At 32.6% G+C, this 15409-nt stretch carries 16 protein-coding genes, 1 pseudogene and 1 CRISPR repeat array; of the genes and pseudogenes, 7 read left to right on the top strand and 10 right to left on the bottom strand.

Annotated features, from left to right (window positions below; translation table 11 throughout):
• The 5 genes from AB1410_00635 to AB1410_00655 form a co-directional block, all read left to right on the top strand.
• Positions 1-199 (top strand): hypothetical protein (locus AB1410_00635; GenBank protein ID MEW6455206.1); only part of this gene is annotated, 199 nt, incomplete at its 5' end.
• A gap of 89 nt (positions 200-288) precedes the next feature.
• On the top strand, positions 289-810 hold the full coding sequence (locus AB1410_00640) for an adenine phosphoribosyltransferase (protein ID MEW6455207.1): 522 nt from the start codon (positions 289-291) through the stop codon (positions 808-810).
• A complete protein-coding gene (locus AB1410_00645) occupies positions 807-1214 on the top strand; it encodes a hypothetical protein (GenBank protein ID MEW6455208.1) in 408 nt (135 codons plus the stop codon). Before AB1410_00640 ends, AB1410_00645 begins: the two co-directional genes overlap by 4 nt.
• Positions 1215-5075, top strand: a complete 3861-nt coding sequence (locus AB1410_00650; protein MEW6455209.1) for an ATP-binding protein — start codon at positions 1215-1217, stop codon at positions 5073-5075.
• A 55-nt stretch (positions 5076-5130) separates the two neighbouring features.
• Positions 5131-6054 (top strand): M23 family metallopeptidase, encoded by a 924-nt coding sequence (locus AB1410_00655; protein MEW6455210.1) that lies wholly within the window; start codon positions 5131-5133, stop codon positions 6052-6054.
• Between the two features lie 13 nt (positions 6055-6067).
• On the opposite strand, the gene fmt is transcribed toward AB1410_00655, so the two are convergent.
• The 3 genes from fmt to AB1410_00670 all read right to left on the bottom strand — a co-directional run bounded on the left by fmt (position 6068) and on the right by AB1410_00670 (position 8259).
• Complete coding sequence (gene fmt / locus AB1410_00660; protein MEW6455211.1) at positions 6068-7012, bottom strand: methionyl-tRNA formyltransferase; 945 nt, start codon at positions 7010-7012, stop codon at positions 6068-6070.
• Positions 7012-7539 (bottom strand): peptide deformylase, encoded by a 528-nt coding sequence (def, locus tag AB1410_00665; protein ID MEW6455212.1) that lies wholly within the window; start codon positions 7537-7539, stop codon positions 7012-7014. The genes fmt and def overlap by 1 nt, the downstream gene beginning before the upstream one ends.
• Positions 7540-7728: 189 nt before the next feature.
• Positions 7729-8259: an AAA family ATPase gene (locus AB1410_00670; protein ID MEW6455213.1), complete on the bottom strand. Its 531-nt coding sequence runs from the start codon at positions 8257-8259 to the stop codon at positions 7729-7731.
• Positions 8260-8932: 673 nt separating this feature from the next.
• Here AB1410_00670 and purH point away from each other — a divergent pair.
• Both purH and AB1410_00680 read left to right on the top strand, forming a co-directional pair.
• Positions 8933-9109 (top strand): annotated as a pseudogene (purH, locus tag AB1410_00675) (bifunctional phosphoribosylaminoimidazolecarboxamide formyltransferase/IMP cyclohydrolase).
• A 35-nt stretch (positions 9110-9144) separates the two neighbouring features.
• Positions 9145-9363, top strand: a complete 219-nt coding sequence (locus tag AB1410_00680) for a cupin domain-containing protein (GenBank protein ID MEW6455214.1) — start codon at positions 9145-9147, stop codon at positions 9361-9363.
• A gap of 11 nt (positions 9364-9374) precedes the next feature.
• On the opposite strand, the gene AB1410_00685 is transcribed toward AB1410_00680, so the two are convergent.
• From AB1410_00685 to AB1410_00715, 7 genes are all read right to left on the bottom strand, one after another.
• Positions 9375-9779, bottom strand: coding sequence for a CoA-binding protein (locus AB1410_00685; protein MEW6455215.1), 405 nt, complete (start codon positions 9777-9779; stop codon positions 9375-9377).
• A gap of 2 nt (positions 9780-9781) precedes the next feature.
• On the bottom strand, positions 9782-10294 hold the full coding sequence (locus tag AB1410_00690) for a class I SAM-dependent methyltransferase (protein MEW6455216.1): 513 nt from the start codon (positions 10292-10294) through the stop codon (positions 9782-9784).
• Positions 10291-10473, bottom strand: coding sequence for a glutaredoxin domain-containing protein (locus tag AB1410_00695; GenBank protein ID MEW6455217.1), 183 nt, complete (start codon positions 10471-10473; stop codon positions 10291-10293). Before AB1410_00695 ends, AB1410_00690 begins: the two co-directional genes overlap by 4 nt.
• The gene (locus tag AB1410_00700; GenBank protein MEW6455218.1) at positions 10455-10583 is read right to left on the bottom strand and encodes a hypothetical protein; all 129 of its coding nucleotides are present in this window, start codon (positions 10581-10583) and stop codon (positions 10455-10457) included. The genes AB1410_00695 and AB1410_00700 overlap by 19 nt, the downstream gene beginning before the upstream one ends.
• Positions 10580-10852: a thioredoxin family protein gene (locus AB1410_00705; GenBank protein ID MEW6455219.1), complete on the bottom strand. Its 273-nt coding sequence runs from the start codon at positions 10850-10852 to the stop codon at positions 10580-10582. The genes AB1410_00700 and AB1410_00705 overlap by 4 nt, the downstream gene beginning before the upstream one ends.
• 133 nt (positions 10853-10985) lie before the next feature.
• Positions 10986-11174: a hypothetical protein gene (locus tag AB1410_00710; protein ID MEW6455220.1), complete on the bottom strand. Its 189-nt coding sequence runs from the start codon at positions 11172-11174 to the stop codon at positions 10986-10988.
• Positions 11164-11553, bottom strand: coding sequence for a DUF302 domain-containing protein (locus AB1410_00715; GenBank protein MEW6455221.1), 390 nt, complete (start codon positions 11551-11553; stop codon positions 11164-11166). Before AB1410_00715 ends, AB1410_00710 begins: the two co-directional genes overlap by 11 nt.
• Before the next feature lie 123 nt (positions 11554-11676).
• A CRISPR array of direct repeats spans positions 11677-15295; the repeat unit is 37 nt; unit sequence GTTTCAATCCTTGTTTTAATGGAATCTCTTCGCTAAC.
• The last annotated feature ends 114 nt before the right edge of the window (positions 15296-15409 follow it).

Genomic DNA, 15409 nt, shown 5'->3' on the forward strand with positions numbered 1-15409 from the left:
AGAAGCATTTGCTTCTTTGGTTAAGGGCAGAGGCGGACGAGACCGAGCAAAAAATAATTCCTTTTTAAAAAATTTTGTTCGGCGCACTCTTAATAAAAAAAGATTTTTTGCGAGGTCGAGGACGCAAGGATGCCTTCCTGCCGAGCAGGCAGGAAGGCAGACAAAAGCCGAATCGGAAGGATTAAGTCTTTGTTATTGATGTTTCAAAATAGGTTCGCACTGCGTTTAATAACTCCAACCACTTCTCTAAAATTATTATTTGTTGTATAAATCTTTATGGAGGATTTGATGAATGCAGAAGAGTTGAAAAAAATAATTAGAGATGTGCCAGATTTTCCTAAAAAAGGAATAATTTTTAAAGATATTACAACACTTTTAAAGGACAGAAAAGCATTTAAATCAGCAGTGGATATGATGGTTGATTATTATCGAGGAAAAGATATAGATAAAGTAGTTGGGATTGAATCAAGAGGATTTATATTCGCTTCAGTTGTAGCATATCAGCTTAATGCTGGCTTTATTCCGGTGAGAAAGCCAGGAAAACTTCCAGCAACAGTAGAAAGAATGACATATCAACTTGAGTATGGCGAAGATACCCTTGAGATTCATAAAGATGCGGTCATTCCAGGTGAGAGGGTTGTTCTTATAGATGATTTAATAGCAACAGGTGGTTCAGCCCAGGCTGTTATAAAGCTTATCGAAAAAATGGGTGGGATAATTGTCGGAGCTGGTTTTCTCGTCGAACTGGAATTTCTAAATGGAAGGGAAAAGCTAAATGAATATGATGTGTTTACTATAATTAAATATTGAATTCAGTGATATCTATATTAATTATTTTTTCCATTCTCTCTTCGTCAATCAATGAGATTGAAAATTCATTCTATCATGGAGATTTAGCTAAATTAAAAAAATTCTTCCCGGATGATAGAGAAATTTTTGTTTTTCTTCCAAAGCCTTTTTCCTTAACAGGTTATCTTTCAAAGGATCAGACTATTTACACTTTTGACTGGATTTTTAAAGATTATAAAACTGTTTCAATTAGAGTAAGGGGAGGGAATACAATAAAAGAGAAAAAGGACTTCGTTATTTTAAAAACTGAATGGAATTTTTTTAATAGAACATCCAGAAAAAATTATATGAGCGTTATTTTGATTTCTTTGAAAAAAATACAGAATAATTGGAAGATAATAGAAATTAAATCAAAAGAGTTTTAAATGAATAAGAAATCATTATTTTTTGTTGTATTTTTCATAATTTTAGCAATAATTTTAACTTTGCTGAATGATTCAATTTCGAAGAAAAAAAGCGAAGCTTATAAAGAAGGAAAAATAAGCTTTCTGAGAGAGAAGAAAAAAGAAATTGAGAAAGAGTTCAGTAGGATTAAAGAAGATATTTCTTTGCGATCTAAATATATATCCAGAATTTTATCCTCAAAAGAGATTTTCGATGGAAGCAATATAAATAGGGAAAGGATAATCAATGTATTAAAAGATTTAAAATTTGATGAATACAAAGAAGGAATTTCAATTTTTGATAGCCAGAACAAAATGGTTTTGTGGTATGGCAAGATATGTGAACTTGATGAGAGTCTTGTATTTAATAGATCTGAGTCAGAACATTTAAGTAAAGAAGGCTCTTCTATATTCATAGTATCCATTAGAAAACTTAAGAAAGATTCTAATTACCATTATGCTTATTTCAGACAGATAGCATTTCTTCCCTCAATAAAGAGTCTCTACTTAAAAGAGTATGATTTTCTTGAGAAATTCTCTAATGTAGATTATAAAGTTCAATATTTAGACTACAGGGAAGATAAAAACGATATAAATAGATTTTTTATATCAAAGAAGGATGAATATGTATCAAAATTATCTGATGAAACTATCTCATTGATTTTCCCGTTAAGATCAGAAAGGGGAGAGATTTTTTCAATATTGGGCTTAAATTCATTCAGTTCTCAGTTCATTTTCAGTCAAACGAAAGAAAAAATTGCCTTAATTTCTAATCTATTTTTATTTTTATCATTTTCGATTCTTGCAGTTTTTTTGCTGAGAAAGGTCTTGAAAGGAAATAGAAAATATCTATGGGGGATATTTTTAATAGTTTTATTATGGCTGATCAGGTTTCAATTCCTTTCTGTATTAAACTTAAGGATAATCAGAAACTCCTTTATTATTTTTAATTCACAGGATATTTCAATGTATTTTCCATTGGGACTTCTAAAATCGCCCTTTGATGTATTTTTTTCCTCTTTGATTTTCTTCTTAACTGCCATGATTATTTTTTACTTTTTAAAGGAACATCTCCTTTCGGAAAGAGTTTATTCTCTGAATAGATTTTTTTCTGTTATTTCTGGCATTCTCCTCTCTTTAGTGATTGTTTTTCTTTTAATTATCTTTCAAAAATTTTTAGAAAAAGTATTTTTCAATTCTCACTTTGATTTTTTTTATTTATCCTTAAATCCATCTAAAATTTTAGTTGAACTTGGTATATTTTTAATTTTTTTCTCTTTTATATTCGTTTCAGCTTTTATATTTCTGCTGATAAAGAAATTTGTTCGTTCTCTCTCAATAAATTTAGTTTTATGGTTTATTCTGATTTTTGTTCTTTATTATCCATTGAAGAAAATTGGAGTTTCTCTTCCATTAATTCCTTCAATTGCAATTTATTTTATGATAGGAATTGCCTCATTTAATTTGGAATGGGTCAAGAAAAAATATTTTTTAGTTATTTCAATCGCTATTATTTCTATATTTCTTTTCTTCTCAATGGATCATTATCTAAATAAATCTAATAGAGTTTTTTTGGAGAATACAATCATTCCACTAATTTTAAATCAAAAGAACTGGGGAGAATTTATATTAGAAGAATCCTTAACGGATATCAACAAAAAAGAAAATGAAATTAAAAATAATATTTTAAGTTTTAGAGATGAAGAATATGCAAAAAGTTTATGGTCAAAAACCACTGCTTCCAAACTTAATTGGCCTTCTGCATTAGAAATAGTAGATGATAGAGGAAATGTTCTATCAAGATTTTCATTGAACCTTCCATATCTTTCTTCCGGAAGGATTGTTGATAATATAGGTGAATCATGGATTTCAAGAGAAATGGACCTTAAATTTTTTAATAAATCGAGGGCTATTCTTGTGGGATTCAAAGGGATTAACGAAAAAGAAAGAACTATTGGAAGGGTAATTTTTTATCTTTCCATTGATTTTGATACAATTCCGATTCTTTATTCAGAGAATATCTATTTCAGAATTCTTCGCGCAGAATCTTTCTTTCCGACTTTTTATACCAGAAAAGATTTCGGGATTGCAGTTTATGATAAAAACGGAATTATTTTATACAATCCTGAAAGAATTAATTTCAATCTGACAGAAAACTTAATTCAAAGGATTAGAGATGAGCAACCTGTATGGAGTTCTTTTTCCGATTCAAATGTATTTTATCATGCTGTATTTTTCAGCGGAGAAAATCGAATTTATTCGATTTTTTATCCGATAGAATCAATTAAATCTTATTTTTTAAATTTCTGGAGTTTTACCCTTATTTTTATATTATTTACTGTTATCCTAATTGGCCTATATTCTTTTTTATTTGAAAAAAGAAAAGAAAAATTAATCTATAAAAATTTAACATTCTCTCAGAAAGTTTATTTAGCCTTTGTTCTCGTTGCTATATTTCCTTTTTTGATGTTTTCTATTTTTACAAGGGAATATCTTGAGAGCCTTTTCCTTGACCAGTTCAGGACGAGGGCAATCAGTCATTTAAACACTGCATCGGGAATCTTTCATGAATTTCTTTCCCTCGAGAGGGAAGATACAGAAGAAATTCCAAATGATTTAATTCTATGGATTAATTCACTAATTTCAAGGGACATCAATCTTTATTATAAGGGAAAAATACTCGCTTCTTCACGGAGCGAACTTTTTTCAACAGGGATTCTCCCCGAGAGAATTGATGGAGAAATTTATCAAAATTTGTATTATTCAAAAACCCCGTTTTTCTTTAAAAAAGAAAAAATAGGAAGTCTTTTTTATTTTACAGTATCTTCTATGATTTCTTACCAGAGTGAGGAATATGTATTATCTCTTCCTCTTGTTTTTGAAATTGGCGAAGTTAAGATGGCTTCCACTAATTTTTTAGAATTCATTTCATTCATCTCGACTCTTATTCTGGTTGTATCTTTTATTATTGTGAACTATTTCAGAAAGATTATAATTAAGCCGATTTTAATCCTTTTATTAGGCATTAAAGAAGTTGGTAGAGGGAATCTTGAGGTAAGGATAAAAACAAAATCAAGGGATGAAATAAAAAGTCTTATCGATGGATTCAATTCAATGGTGATGGATTTGAAAAGAAAGCAGGAAGAAATTTCTGAGATGAGTAAAAAAGCTGCATGGGCTGAAATGGCCAGAAAAGCTGCTCATGAAATAAAGAATCCCCTTACACCCATCAGGTTATCTGCTGAACATATTTTGAAGGCTTGTAAAGATAGGGAGGATTTAGATGCTCTTGGAGAGGTCGTGGAGAAATCCGTAAATTATATAATTAAAGAAGTTGAAAGATTAAGAGAAATTTCTCAGGAATTTTTGACGTATTCTCAGGAAAAGCCATTGAATTTAGAACTGACAGATGTAAAACTTCTTATCTCAAAAATGATTGAACCTTATAGATTACTGCTTTCAGAAAAGATAAAATTTGAAACAGATTTTGAGGAAGTTCCAGACATAATGATAGATAGAAAGAAAATTGAAACTGCATTCAGAAATTTACTAATTAATTCAATTCAGGCGATAGAAAGAGATGGGAAAATAGCTATAAAGATAAAAGCAGATGAACAGAGCTTGATCATTGAAATAAAAGATAATGGAAAGGGGATTCCTGAAGATTATTTATCTCGCATTTTTGAACCATACTTTTCTACAAAAGATTTGGGAACTGGTCTTGGACTTCCTATTGCAAAGAAGTACGTAGAGGAACATGGAGGGAGAATAGAAATTGAAAGTAAAAAAGGAATCGGCACAAAAGTTAAAATTTTTCTTCCCCCCTACAAAAAAAATTCTTGACATGTAAAATAAAATTGTGTTAAAAGCTTTGAGTAAATTTTCACAGGAGTTTATGATGAGGAAGAAATTTTACACATTTATGTTCATTCCTCAAGCAAAAGGGAAATTTAAAAAATTTACTTTTTCATCAAAATTTTTAAAAGTTATCTTATCCTTTTTATCCATAGTATTTATTTTTATTTCTTATATTATCGTAGACTGGACATTAGTTCGTTTTGAAAAAAGGGAAATTCAAAAATTGCGAAATGAAAATTTAACACAAAAGAAAACAATTTCTGAACTGGGTTCAACAATAGAACTTTTGAATAAAGAGATAAAGTTTTTTAAAACATATGCGGAAAAACTGAATGGGATAGCTGGCTTAGAATCTCCGTATGCTCTAAGAGAGGTGGGAGGAATTGGAGGTGGGGGATACGATTCCGGAAAAAGCCCTAAGACAAGTGTAGAAGAAACTGCTCAAACTCAGAGCATAATTTTGGAGAAAGCGATTTCTCTAAAAGACCAGGCAATGCAAATCGAAGGAAACTTAAAATTATTATATAAATATTTTAAAGACCAGGCCCTTTTATTAGCTTCTACTCCTTCAATTTGGCCAACAAGAGGGTACATAACTGCAGTTTTTGGAATGAGAACAGACCCATTTACCGGGAAGAGAGATTTTCATCCTGGAATAGATATTTCAACTCAGATAGGGAATAATGTGATTGCTCCAGCTGATGGGCTTGTCCTTGTTTCTGAATACAGACTTGGATATGGAAATATTATCATTTTAGACCATGGATTTGGGTATACAACGATTTATGCCCATTTATCAAAATCAATTGTAAAAGAGGGAAAGAGAGTAAAAAGATACGATGTTATCGGCTATGTGGGAAGTACAGGGAAAAGCACAGGAGCTCATCTTCATTATGAAGTTAGAAAGCATAATAAACCTCAAAATCCCATCAATTTTATTCTTGAAGATATCTGGATAGATTGAATTTTAAAAAAAATTACAAACTCTGAGAAAATACCTCTCCTGGAGTAATTCGAGCTCCCAGAGAGAAAGAATAGGCATCTATTTTTTTCTTTCCTTCCAGCTGAACTTCAGTCAAAATATAAGTTGTATTTAGTCCACAGGAAACATAGATTCCATTTTTATCTATTTTTGATATGGTTCCTGGTGAGTTATTAAAAACGATTTTTTCAGGTATTCCTCTTGAGATTTTTAACATTTTTTTTCTAAAATAAGTATAAGTTCCAGGCCACTCAATTAATGCTCTTACATATCTATCTATCTCTATGGAAGTTAAATTCCAATTTAAATTTCCGTCTTCCTTTTTTAATTTTGGAGCATAAGTAGCTTCTGAATGGTTCTGTTTTATCGTGGTAAAAATTCCCTTCTCGATTTTGTCAATGGCATCTATTAAAAGTTTTTTTCCCACCTCGATCAGGTGATTTTCAAGTTGATAAGCATTTTCTGATTCATGAATTTCAATTTCTTGCTGTAAAATTATATCGCCTTCATCCAAGTTTTCATTGATAAAAAATACTGTAACCCCCGTCTTCTTTTCTCCTTTAATAATAGCCCACTGAACGGGCGCTGCTCCTCGATATTTAGGAAGTAAAGATAAATGGAGATTGATGATTCCCTTTTTTGGGAGGTCAATTATCCTTTTGGGAACAATTTGTCCAAATGAAGCAATCGCTCCTAAGTCGGGGTCGATTTTTCTAATTAAATTGTAAGCAAATTCATCTTCTTTTAATTTTTCTGTTTGATGCACAGGAATGTTAAATGAATCAGCAATTTCTTTTACAAGAGGTTGGACTTCTTTCAAGTGTCTTCCAGCTTTTTTCCCTGTTTGTGTGATAAGAAGTTCGATTTTATAACCTTTATGGATGAGGATATGGAAAAAAGGCACAGAAATATTGTCACTTCCAAAAAAAATCAATTTCATTATTTTTTTCTATGATAATAATCAGACGGATTGAGAATTTTTCTTAATTTTCTTTTTATTAGCTGTCTTTTAAGAAGGGAGAGGTGATCGATAAAAAATTTTCCATTTAAATGGTCAATCTCATGACAAAAAACCCTTGCGAGGATGTCAGTGGCTTCGATTATCTTTTCTTTTTCGTCAAGTCCGATTCCTTTTATGAGGACTTTTTGGGGTCTTTTTACTTCTTCTTTTATCTCAGGAACACTAAGACACCCCTCTTCCAGAATAGATTCTCCTTTGGCTTCAAGCAATTCCGGATTTGCCAGAATAATTATTTCATCGGGTTTTTCTTTATTCCATATATCTATAACTATCAATCTTTCACTTATTCCTATTTGAGGTGCAGCAAGCCCTATTCCTGAATTTTCATGCATTGCTTCAATCATCTTTTGAGAGAGAGAAATTATTCTACCATCAATTATTGAAATTTCATTGGACCTTTGATGAAGTATCGGGTCTCCCCATTTTCTAATTTCAACTTTTTCCATCTATTCTAAGCATAATTATAAAAAATTAGCCTTATATTTTCAATTCATCATATTTTTTATTTTGCATTATCAATGATTTCCTTCAGGTCTTTTTCCTCTTTCTCAACCTCTCTTTTATCTATCTCTGGAAAGAATTTAGATATGAATAAATGTGAGCAAATTCTTCAATTTTCATTTTTCCTCCCTCTTCTAAACTATCATTAATTTTTTTAATTCTTCTAAAGCAATTTTATATACTTCTGCTGGTTTAAGTTCATTGGTGTTAATCTTGATATCTGCATGTATCTTCTCGAACTCTTTGAATAACTTTTTCACAAATTCAAATTTATCACGATATTCTGTGCTGAATAGCCACTTACCGCCCTGCTCGTTTTTCTTTTTCTTTCTGAGTCTTGTATAAAGAACGCTTTTTCGGGCTTCCAATTTTATTTTTACAATTTGAGAAAACGGAAAAGCTGCCTTTAAGAATGATTCTCTGCAATTCAATCCAGTAGTTTCAAGAATACAATTTTTCCATTTTTTTCTTGATAAATTCTGAAACAAAGCTAACCATGCATCCGCCTCTCCGATAATTGATACTGGGAATTTAGAACGGTATTCTCCTATCCGATAGATAGGAATTTTAAACTTATTTGATAGTTTTTCTCCGAGTGTGGTCTTTCCTGCACCAGGTAAACCAATAATATGGATAATAGGGATATTTAGTTTTTTCTTCTCCATTTCTTTTACCCTCAACTATCTTATCATTTATAAAGATACATATTTTTTTGGATTTATTACAAACGTATAAATATTTGTTACATTCTATTTTTTGCCCTTCACTCCCGCATCAACCCATGAAACAAGTTCAGGGCAAGGTTTGGGGCAGGCTTTAATCCTCTCCCCTTAGGGGAGAGGGAAGGGTGAGGGGGTAGAAATGCACTAAAATTAAATACATTTTCATTAATATAATCCCTTCCTTCATTTTTATATGCAATTTGTTTAATTTTTTAGCATGATTAAATAAAAAAAGCAAGGAAACTTTTGATCTTCAAAGGATTGCTTTGGTTTGAAATCTTCCTTTTCAATCAATATTTTTTTTCTCTTTTCTCTTCACTCTTTACACCCTTTACTCTTCACAGCTCATATCTTTGTTTTAATGGAATCTCTTCGCTAAAAAAAATTCCATATAGAATCGGAGATAAAATTTTTCGTTTCAATCCTTGTTTTAATGGAATCTCTTCGCTAACCTTTTATATGCTCTTGGGTATGGGCTGCGGCCAACCCAACAGGGTCGATGCGCTGAAAAAATTGGCTGTCCCAAAAGTTAAAGAGAATCTTGATTTAGTGTACGAAAAGGAAAAACCTAAAAATGGAGAAAGAGGAATTCTTTGAAAAAGTTTTATCAGAATGTGTCCTGGTTTCTGACGCATTCTTCCCGTTCCCTGACGCTGTAGAAGAGGCAGGGAAAGCAGGGATAAAATATATTGTCCAACCAGGTGGGTCGATAAAAGACAAAGAAGTCATAGAGGCAGCAAACAAATTTGGGATTTCCATGGCATTCACTGGTATAAGGATCTTCAGGCATTAGTGATTAAAAAGTCCGCATAAAAGATGTTAAGTGAAATGTCCAAGCCCGCCTTTGATAAAGGGCAGGGATTGAGCGAGCATAAAGCACCATTTGAGGCCTTGGTTCACATCCTTGATGGCGAGGCAGAAATTGTCATCTCTAAAAAGCATTTTCGCCTGAAGAAAGGTGAAATTGTTGTAATCCCTGCCAACAAGCCATATGTTTTAAAAGCAGTAAAAAAATTCAAGATGATTTTGACAATGATAAGATCTTGATGTGAAGATCGTTATTTGATTAACCGTTTATGTTCAATCATAATGCATTTGTCCATAACAACTTTAATTCCATTTCTCTCTGCTAATTTTGCGGCTTCTTCGTTTCTTATACCAACTTGCATCCAGACCACTCTGGGTTTTATCTTAATAGCCTCTTTCGCTATTTGTAAACATTCTTCACTCGGTCTGAAAATGTCTACCATATCAACAGGTTCTTCAATTTCAGAAAGAATTTTGCAGGTCTTTTCCCCTAAAATCTCATCTGCGAATGGATTCACAGGAATAATTTTATAACCATGCTCTTTAAGATATTTTGGAACTTTGTGCGCATCCTTTTCCAGGTCTCTCGAACATCCAACCACTGCTATTGTTTTGGATTCTCTTAAAATTTTTTTGATTTCTTTATCATTCATCATGTTCACACCTTATTTTTGCTTGTAATCAGAATAAGATCCTCCTCTAATTTTTGAATAATTGTATCTCTAAATCCAAGGTTTTCTATCAGATTGTGAATTTGCTCTTTTACAAATTTGTGGCATTTACTCTTTCTCTTTTTGATGATGTATTCCACAATTATAACCCTTCCATCAGGCTTCAAAACACGCTTTGCTTCTTTTAGCACAATTTCGGGTTTGTTCATGTGATGCAATGTATAAACTAAGGTTATACCATCAAATTCACTGTTCTTGAATATCTTCATGTTACGAGCATCTCCCTTGATACACTCAATTAAGTTGCACACATCAAATTTTTTACATCGATCATGTGCTTTTGTAAATCCTTCTGTTGAAATGTCAAGACCTACAATCTTCCTGTTCAGTTTCTTAGCTAAACAGCTAACCAGGAAACCATCTCCACAACCAATATCAAGAATGTTGACCACACCATTTAATTTTCTTGAAATAATCTCACATAATTTTTTATCGTTCATTTCAATGCCTTCAGAATTGCTTCCTTGTTGAAACCAACAATAATCGTTCCGTTTATGTCGATAACAGGAACCCCCATCTGCCCTGATTTTTCAACCATTTCGTGAGCGGCTTTTTGATTGAATTCGACACCTACCTCTTCAAATTTCACATCTCTCTGTTTCAGAAAATCTTTGGCCATATGGCAATATGGACAGGAGGATGTTGTGTAAATTTTAATTTTTGCTTATTCATTCTATTAAGCATTTCAGCAATTTTCTTTTTTCTTATAATCTCTAGTTCATCGTTCATTTTATCGCCTTTTCCAACTCTTTTATCACTTCGTTTTTAGACATGAAACCGCTTTTTCTCCAGATTTCTTTACCATCTTTTAAGAGAATTAAAGTTGGTATGGAAAGGATATCATACTTCTTTGTTAAATTTTCATTCTCATCAACATCAATTTTAACAAATTTCACTTTGTTTTTATATTTGGGAATAACTTCAGATTCTATTATCCTGTCTAGAACAATGCAGGTTGAACACCACTTTCCTGTAAAATCCAAAACCTTTACTCCCATTTTAAAGCCTCGTCTATTATTCTTGTTCCGAAATATTGGTTATTTTCAAATTTGCTTGCGACATAAATTACAATCGGCCTTTGTATTTTTTCGAGACTTTTTCTAAACAAATCCTTAATTTCTTCATCTTCCTTTATAGAGTTCCACAATTCAGGTGGTTTCTTTTTTTATCTTTGAGAATAGCTGCGATATTGGGAAGTATAAATTCCAAAATTTCCTGTATTTTTTCTCTCAGATATTCTTCATCATCTTTGCTTTGCACATACCCACTTACGAGTTCGCCAATTAAATTTTGAATGCTTCGCATCTTCTCACTTTGCATTGTCAACTATTTCCTTTATGTCTTTCCCTGCTTCCTCAGCTTCTTTTTTGTTCACCTCTGGAAAGAACTGAGATATAATTGCTGGATTCATTGCGATGATCTTCACCTCTCCGTTATCTTCCAACACATTTATTTTGCATGGCATACAAAGTGAGACTAATCTATTTTTGTTCAAGAAATTATTGGCATGCTTCCCTGAACAAATTTCAATAATCTTTAATGGCTTTTGTTTGAATCCCTTTACTGCTAATATCTCTTTATAATCGTACACCTGGAATATTGCCCAACCTTTATTTTCTACAGCTTTTCTTACAGAAATAACTGCTTCGTCAAATCTTTTTTTCGTTTCAACGATGTATGCAAAATCTTCTATTTTCATTTTTTCAACTCCTTCACCTTTTTTGAGTCAAAGACACAATTAACCAAACTGCTAACACTAATACCAGCACCATAAAGATTGGTCCGAAGAACATAAAGCCGCTCATATGACCAAATCCCCAACGTTTCAATCCTTGTTTTAATGGAATCTCTTCGCTAACTGTCTTTAAACATGAAGATTCATTTGATATTCTTGTGTTTCAATCCTTGTTTTAATGGAATCTCTTCGCTAACCACTATGACATCATGATATTAGACGATCTTGTCAAGTTTCAATCCTTGTTTTAATGGAATCTTCTCGCTGACCATTTTCTCCTCCTTTCTTTTCATTTCAACTATAATAGTTTCAATCCTTGTTTTAATGGAATCTTCTCGCTGACCCAAGTTCATGCGAGAAATGACACTCACACATGTTTGTTTCAATCCTTGTTTTAATGGAATCTCTTCGCTAACCTTTGAAGATACCGATTACCACTGTAAACTTTATTAGTTTCAATCCTTGTTTTAATGGAATCCCTTCGCTAACTTATTTCTTCCATATATCCTCCTTTCTTAATTTCTGTTTCAATCCTTGTTTTAATGGAATCTCTTCGCTAACATTAATGATTCTAATCCCGAAAATTTAAAAATGGTGTTTCAATCCTTGTTTTAATGGAATCTCTTCGCTAACCAGGTAATGAATAGGGTCAGATAATACCTATTATGGTTTCAATCCTTGTTTTAATGGAATCTCTTCGCTAACGATCGAGAAGAATGGAGAGGTTTATCCCCTTGAAATGTTTCAATCCTTGTTTTAATGGAATCTCTTCGCTAACGGAAAATAAGAGATTTTATCACAATGAAGGTTCCTCGTTTCAATCCTTGTTTTAATGGAATCTCTTCGCTAACTTTATAGCCTCGTTCATTAGAAACTTTCTTTGCATGTTTCAATCCTTGTTTTAATGGAATCTCTTCGCTAACTTCAATCGCACCCTTCCCGGATTCGGAGACATTTCCAGTTTCAATCCTTGTTTTAATGGAATCTCTTCGCTAACTAGAATGACTAATAAAAAGGATATAGGTTTGGCAATGTTTCAATCCTTGTTTTAATGGAATCTCTTCGCTAACATCGTATTCCCCTCTTACTACCGAGCCTAAACAGGGTTTCAATCCTTGTTTTAATGGAATCTCTTCGCTAACGGCAGATTCTTCTCAAGTTCAAGAGATAGAAAATCTGTTTCAATCCTTGTTTTAATGGAATCTCTTCGCTAACACATCATCCATGCGAGACTCTTCCCCAAGAAGGAGAAGTTTCAATCCTTGTTTTAATGGAATCTCTTCGCTAACAGTTTTTATTTGAGCTTTTGACTTGTTTTCAAGAAGAGGTTTCAATCCTTGTTTTAATGGAATCTCTTCGCTAACTACAAATTCTTGCGCTCCTTTATGAATTGATGTATTGTTTCAATCCTTGTTTTAATGGAATCTCTTCGCTAACCAATCGCACCCTTCCCGGATTCGGAGACATTTCCAGTTTCAATCCTTGTTTTAATGGAATCTCTTCGCTAACAGAATCGGTTGGACAGCTTGCATTTGATTATACATTTGTTTCAATCCTTGTTTTAATGGAATCTCTTCGCTAACCATATGTTGGGCGGTAGAAAAATGGAAGAAAGATAAATGTTTCAATCCTTGTTTTAATGGAATCTCTTCGCTAACCTTCATATGGCGGATATCTGGGATTTATAGAAGATTGTTTCAATCCTTGTTTTAATGGAATCTCTTCGCTAACAAAACAAATTCCTCCTAATCTTGGGAAAAAATTTAAGTTTCAATCCTTGTTTTAATGGAATCTCTTCGCTAACCCAATTATTGGAAGATTTAGATTATCTTAAAAGTCTGTTTCAATCCTTGTTTTAATGGAATCTCTTCGCTAACTGAAAAACCCTTTTCTCTCCTTTTCCTGACAATAGGTTTCAATCCTTGTTTTAATGGAATCTCTTCGCTAACTATTCTTTTTCTTGGCATTTATCCTCCTTTTTAAGTGTTTCAATCCTTGTTTTAATGGAATCTCTTCGCTAACCTATAAGGACCATGAAAGCAATGCCTCAAAATTGAGTTTCAATCCTTGTTTTAATGGAATCTCTTCGCTAACTCCATCCATTTCGAGATCCCGATAATCAGCCCCAAAAGTTTCAATCCTTGTTTTAATGGAATCTCTTCGCTAACACTTTGAGAGCAATGGAAAGTTCGAAATATCAGATAGTGTTTCAATCCTTGTTTTAATGGAATCTCTTCGCTAACAAGAGTTTGAGTAAATTTTGAAAGATCCAATTGCTTGTTTCAATCCTTGTTTTAATGGAATCTCTTCGCTAACATACTGGTGCAATTGGAACAGTGGGGACAATTATTGTTTCAATCCTTGTTTTAATGGAATCTCTTCGCTAACTTCTCAATCAATTCCGAATTAGTAAGTTCTACCTCGGTTTCAATCCTTGTTTTAATGGAATCTCTTCGCTAACTTATAGGAAGCTATTGCAAAAAGCCAGCTATTCTTAGTTTCAATCCTTGTTTTAATGGAATCTCTTCGCTAACATATTTTTTGATTTTTCTCCTTCAAATTCAGTACCGTTTCAATCCTTGTTTTAATGGAATCTCTTCGCTAACAGAAATTCGTAAAGAGAATCCTCAGTAATTCTTGCAGTTTCAATCCTTGTTTTAATGGAATCTCTTCGCTAACTTGGGACCGCACTATATAGAAATTTTATAGCATTAAGTTTCAATCCTTGTTTTAATGGAATCTCTTCGCTAACTTATAGTGCCAGTATTTTCCTCGTTTATAGAGGGGCAGTTTCAATCCTTGTTTTAATGGAATCTCTTCGCTAACTTTTATATTCATTCCTTCCCTTCCAAAAGATAATCTGTTTCAATCCTTGTTTTAATGGAATCTCTTCGCTAACTAGGTGAGGACATTCAAAATATCCTGATTGAAGCATAGTTTCAATCCTTGTTTTAATGGAATCTCTTCGCTAACCTGGCTTATTACCATCAATTTTCTTTTGGAAATGGGTTTCAATCCTTGTTTTAATGGAATCTCTTCGCTAACATTAGAGAGGAGATCAGACATTTCAAGAAAGAGAAACGTTTCAATCCTTGTTTTAATGGAATCTCTTCGCTAACATAGAAGGAAGTTTAGAGGATTTCAAAGAAATATTAGTTTCAATCCTTGTTTTAATGGAATCTCTTCGCTAACTCTATCATTCTTTTTCTTGGCATTTATCCTCCTTTTTTGTTTCAATCCTTGTTTTAATGGAATCTCTTCGCTAACCAGAAGATACAAATTATCCCAAAGCAAATCTCAACGAGTTTCAATCCTTGTTTTAATGGAATCTCTTCGCTAACATTGAATATGGAAATGTAGTTTTTGGGATTTTCATGTTTCAATCCTTGTTTTAATGGAATCTCTTCGCTAACGATGTAATAAACAAAAGAACAACCAATCCATTAGCAGTTTCAATCCTTGTTTTAATGGAATCTCTTCGCTAACTTTATACATTTTTCTTGCCTCCTAAAAAATTTAAAAGTTTCAATCCTTGTTTTAATGGAATCTCTTCGCTAACATGTGAAAGGGGCAAGAATGATGTTTGATGAATTTAAGTTTCAATCCTTGTTTTAATGGAATCTCTTCGCTAACATGGTTTATATGTCTTTGGAAAAATTATTTAAATAAGTTTCAATCCTTGTTTTAATGGAATCTGCATATTCCGATGAATCTGGCCACTGATTCTGATTGAAACCGGCCACCTGTCGGAGCGAAGTGACGCTGAATTTTCATTATACCTCAGAGTGGCTGGATTGAGTCAAGGATGACTTTCTTTTCC

It is taken from the genome of Acidobacteriota bacterium, from assembly GCA_040756905.1.
Taxonomy (GTDB): Bacteria; Acidobacteriota; Aminicenantia; order JBFLYD01; family JBFLYD01; genus JBFLYD01.

Excerpts from the sequence above, each read along its gene's own strand:
- AB1410_00640 (MEW6455207.1), top strand. The coding sequence starts at position 289 with ATGAATGCAGAAGAGTTGAAAAAAATAATTAGAGATGTGCCAGATTTT.
- AB1410_00710 (MEW6455220.1), bottom strand. The coding sequence starts at position 11,174 with ATGCAAAGTGAGAAGATGCGAAGCATTCAAAATTTAATTGGCGAACTC.
- AB1410_00670 (MEW6455213.1), bottom strand. The coding sequence starts at position 8,259 with ATGGAGAAGAAAAAACTAAATATCCCTATTATCCATATTATTGGTTTA.
- AB1410_00690 (MEW6455216.1), bottom strand. The coding sequence starts at position 10,294 with ATGAACGATAAAAAATTATGTGAGATTATTTCAAGAAAATTAAATGGT.
- def (MEW6455212.1), bottom strand. The coding sequence starts at position 7,539 with ATGGAAAAAGTTGAAATTAGAAAATGGGGAGACCCGATACTTCATCAA.
- AB1410_00655 (MEW6455210.1), top strand. The coding sequence starts at position 5,131 with ATGAGGAAGAAATTTTACACATTTATGTTCATTCCTCAAGCAAAAGGG.
- AB1410_00680 (MEW6455214.1), top strand. The coding sequence starts at position 9,145 with ATGTCCAAGCCCGCCTTTGATAAAGGGCAGGGATTGAGCGAGCATAAA.
- AB1410_00695 (MEW6455217.1), bottom strand. The coding sequence starts at position 10,473 with ATGGCCAAAGATTTTCTGAAACAGAGAGATGTGAAATTTGAAGAGGTA.
- AB1410_00685 (MEW6455215.1), bottom strand. The coding sequence starts at position 9,779 with ATGATGAATGATAAAGAAATCAAAAAAATTTTAAGAGAATCCAAAACA.
- fmt (MEW6455211.1), bottom strand. The coding sequence starts at position 7,012 with ATGAAATTGATTTTTTTTGGAAGTGACAATATTTCTGTGCCTTTTTTC.
- AB1410_00715 (MEW6455221.1), bottom strand. The coding sequence starts at position 11,553 with ATGAAAATAGAAGATTTTGCATACATCGTTGAAACGAAAAAAAGATTT.
- AB1410_00650 (MEW6455209.1), top strand. The coding sequence starts at position 1,215 with ATGAATAAGAAATCATTATTTTTTGTTGTATTTTTCATAATTTTAGCA.
- AB1410_00705 (MEW6455219.1), bottom strand. The coding sequence starts at position 10,852 with ATGGGAGTAAAGGTTTTGGATTTTACAGGAAAGTGGTGTTCAACCTGC.
- AB1410_00700 (MEW6455218.1), bottom strand. The coding sequence starts at position 10,583 with ATGAACGATGAACTAGAGATTATAAGAAAAAAGAAAATTGCTGAAATG.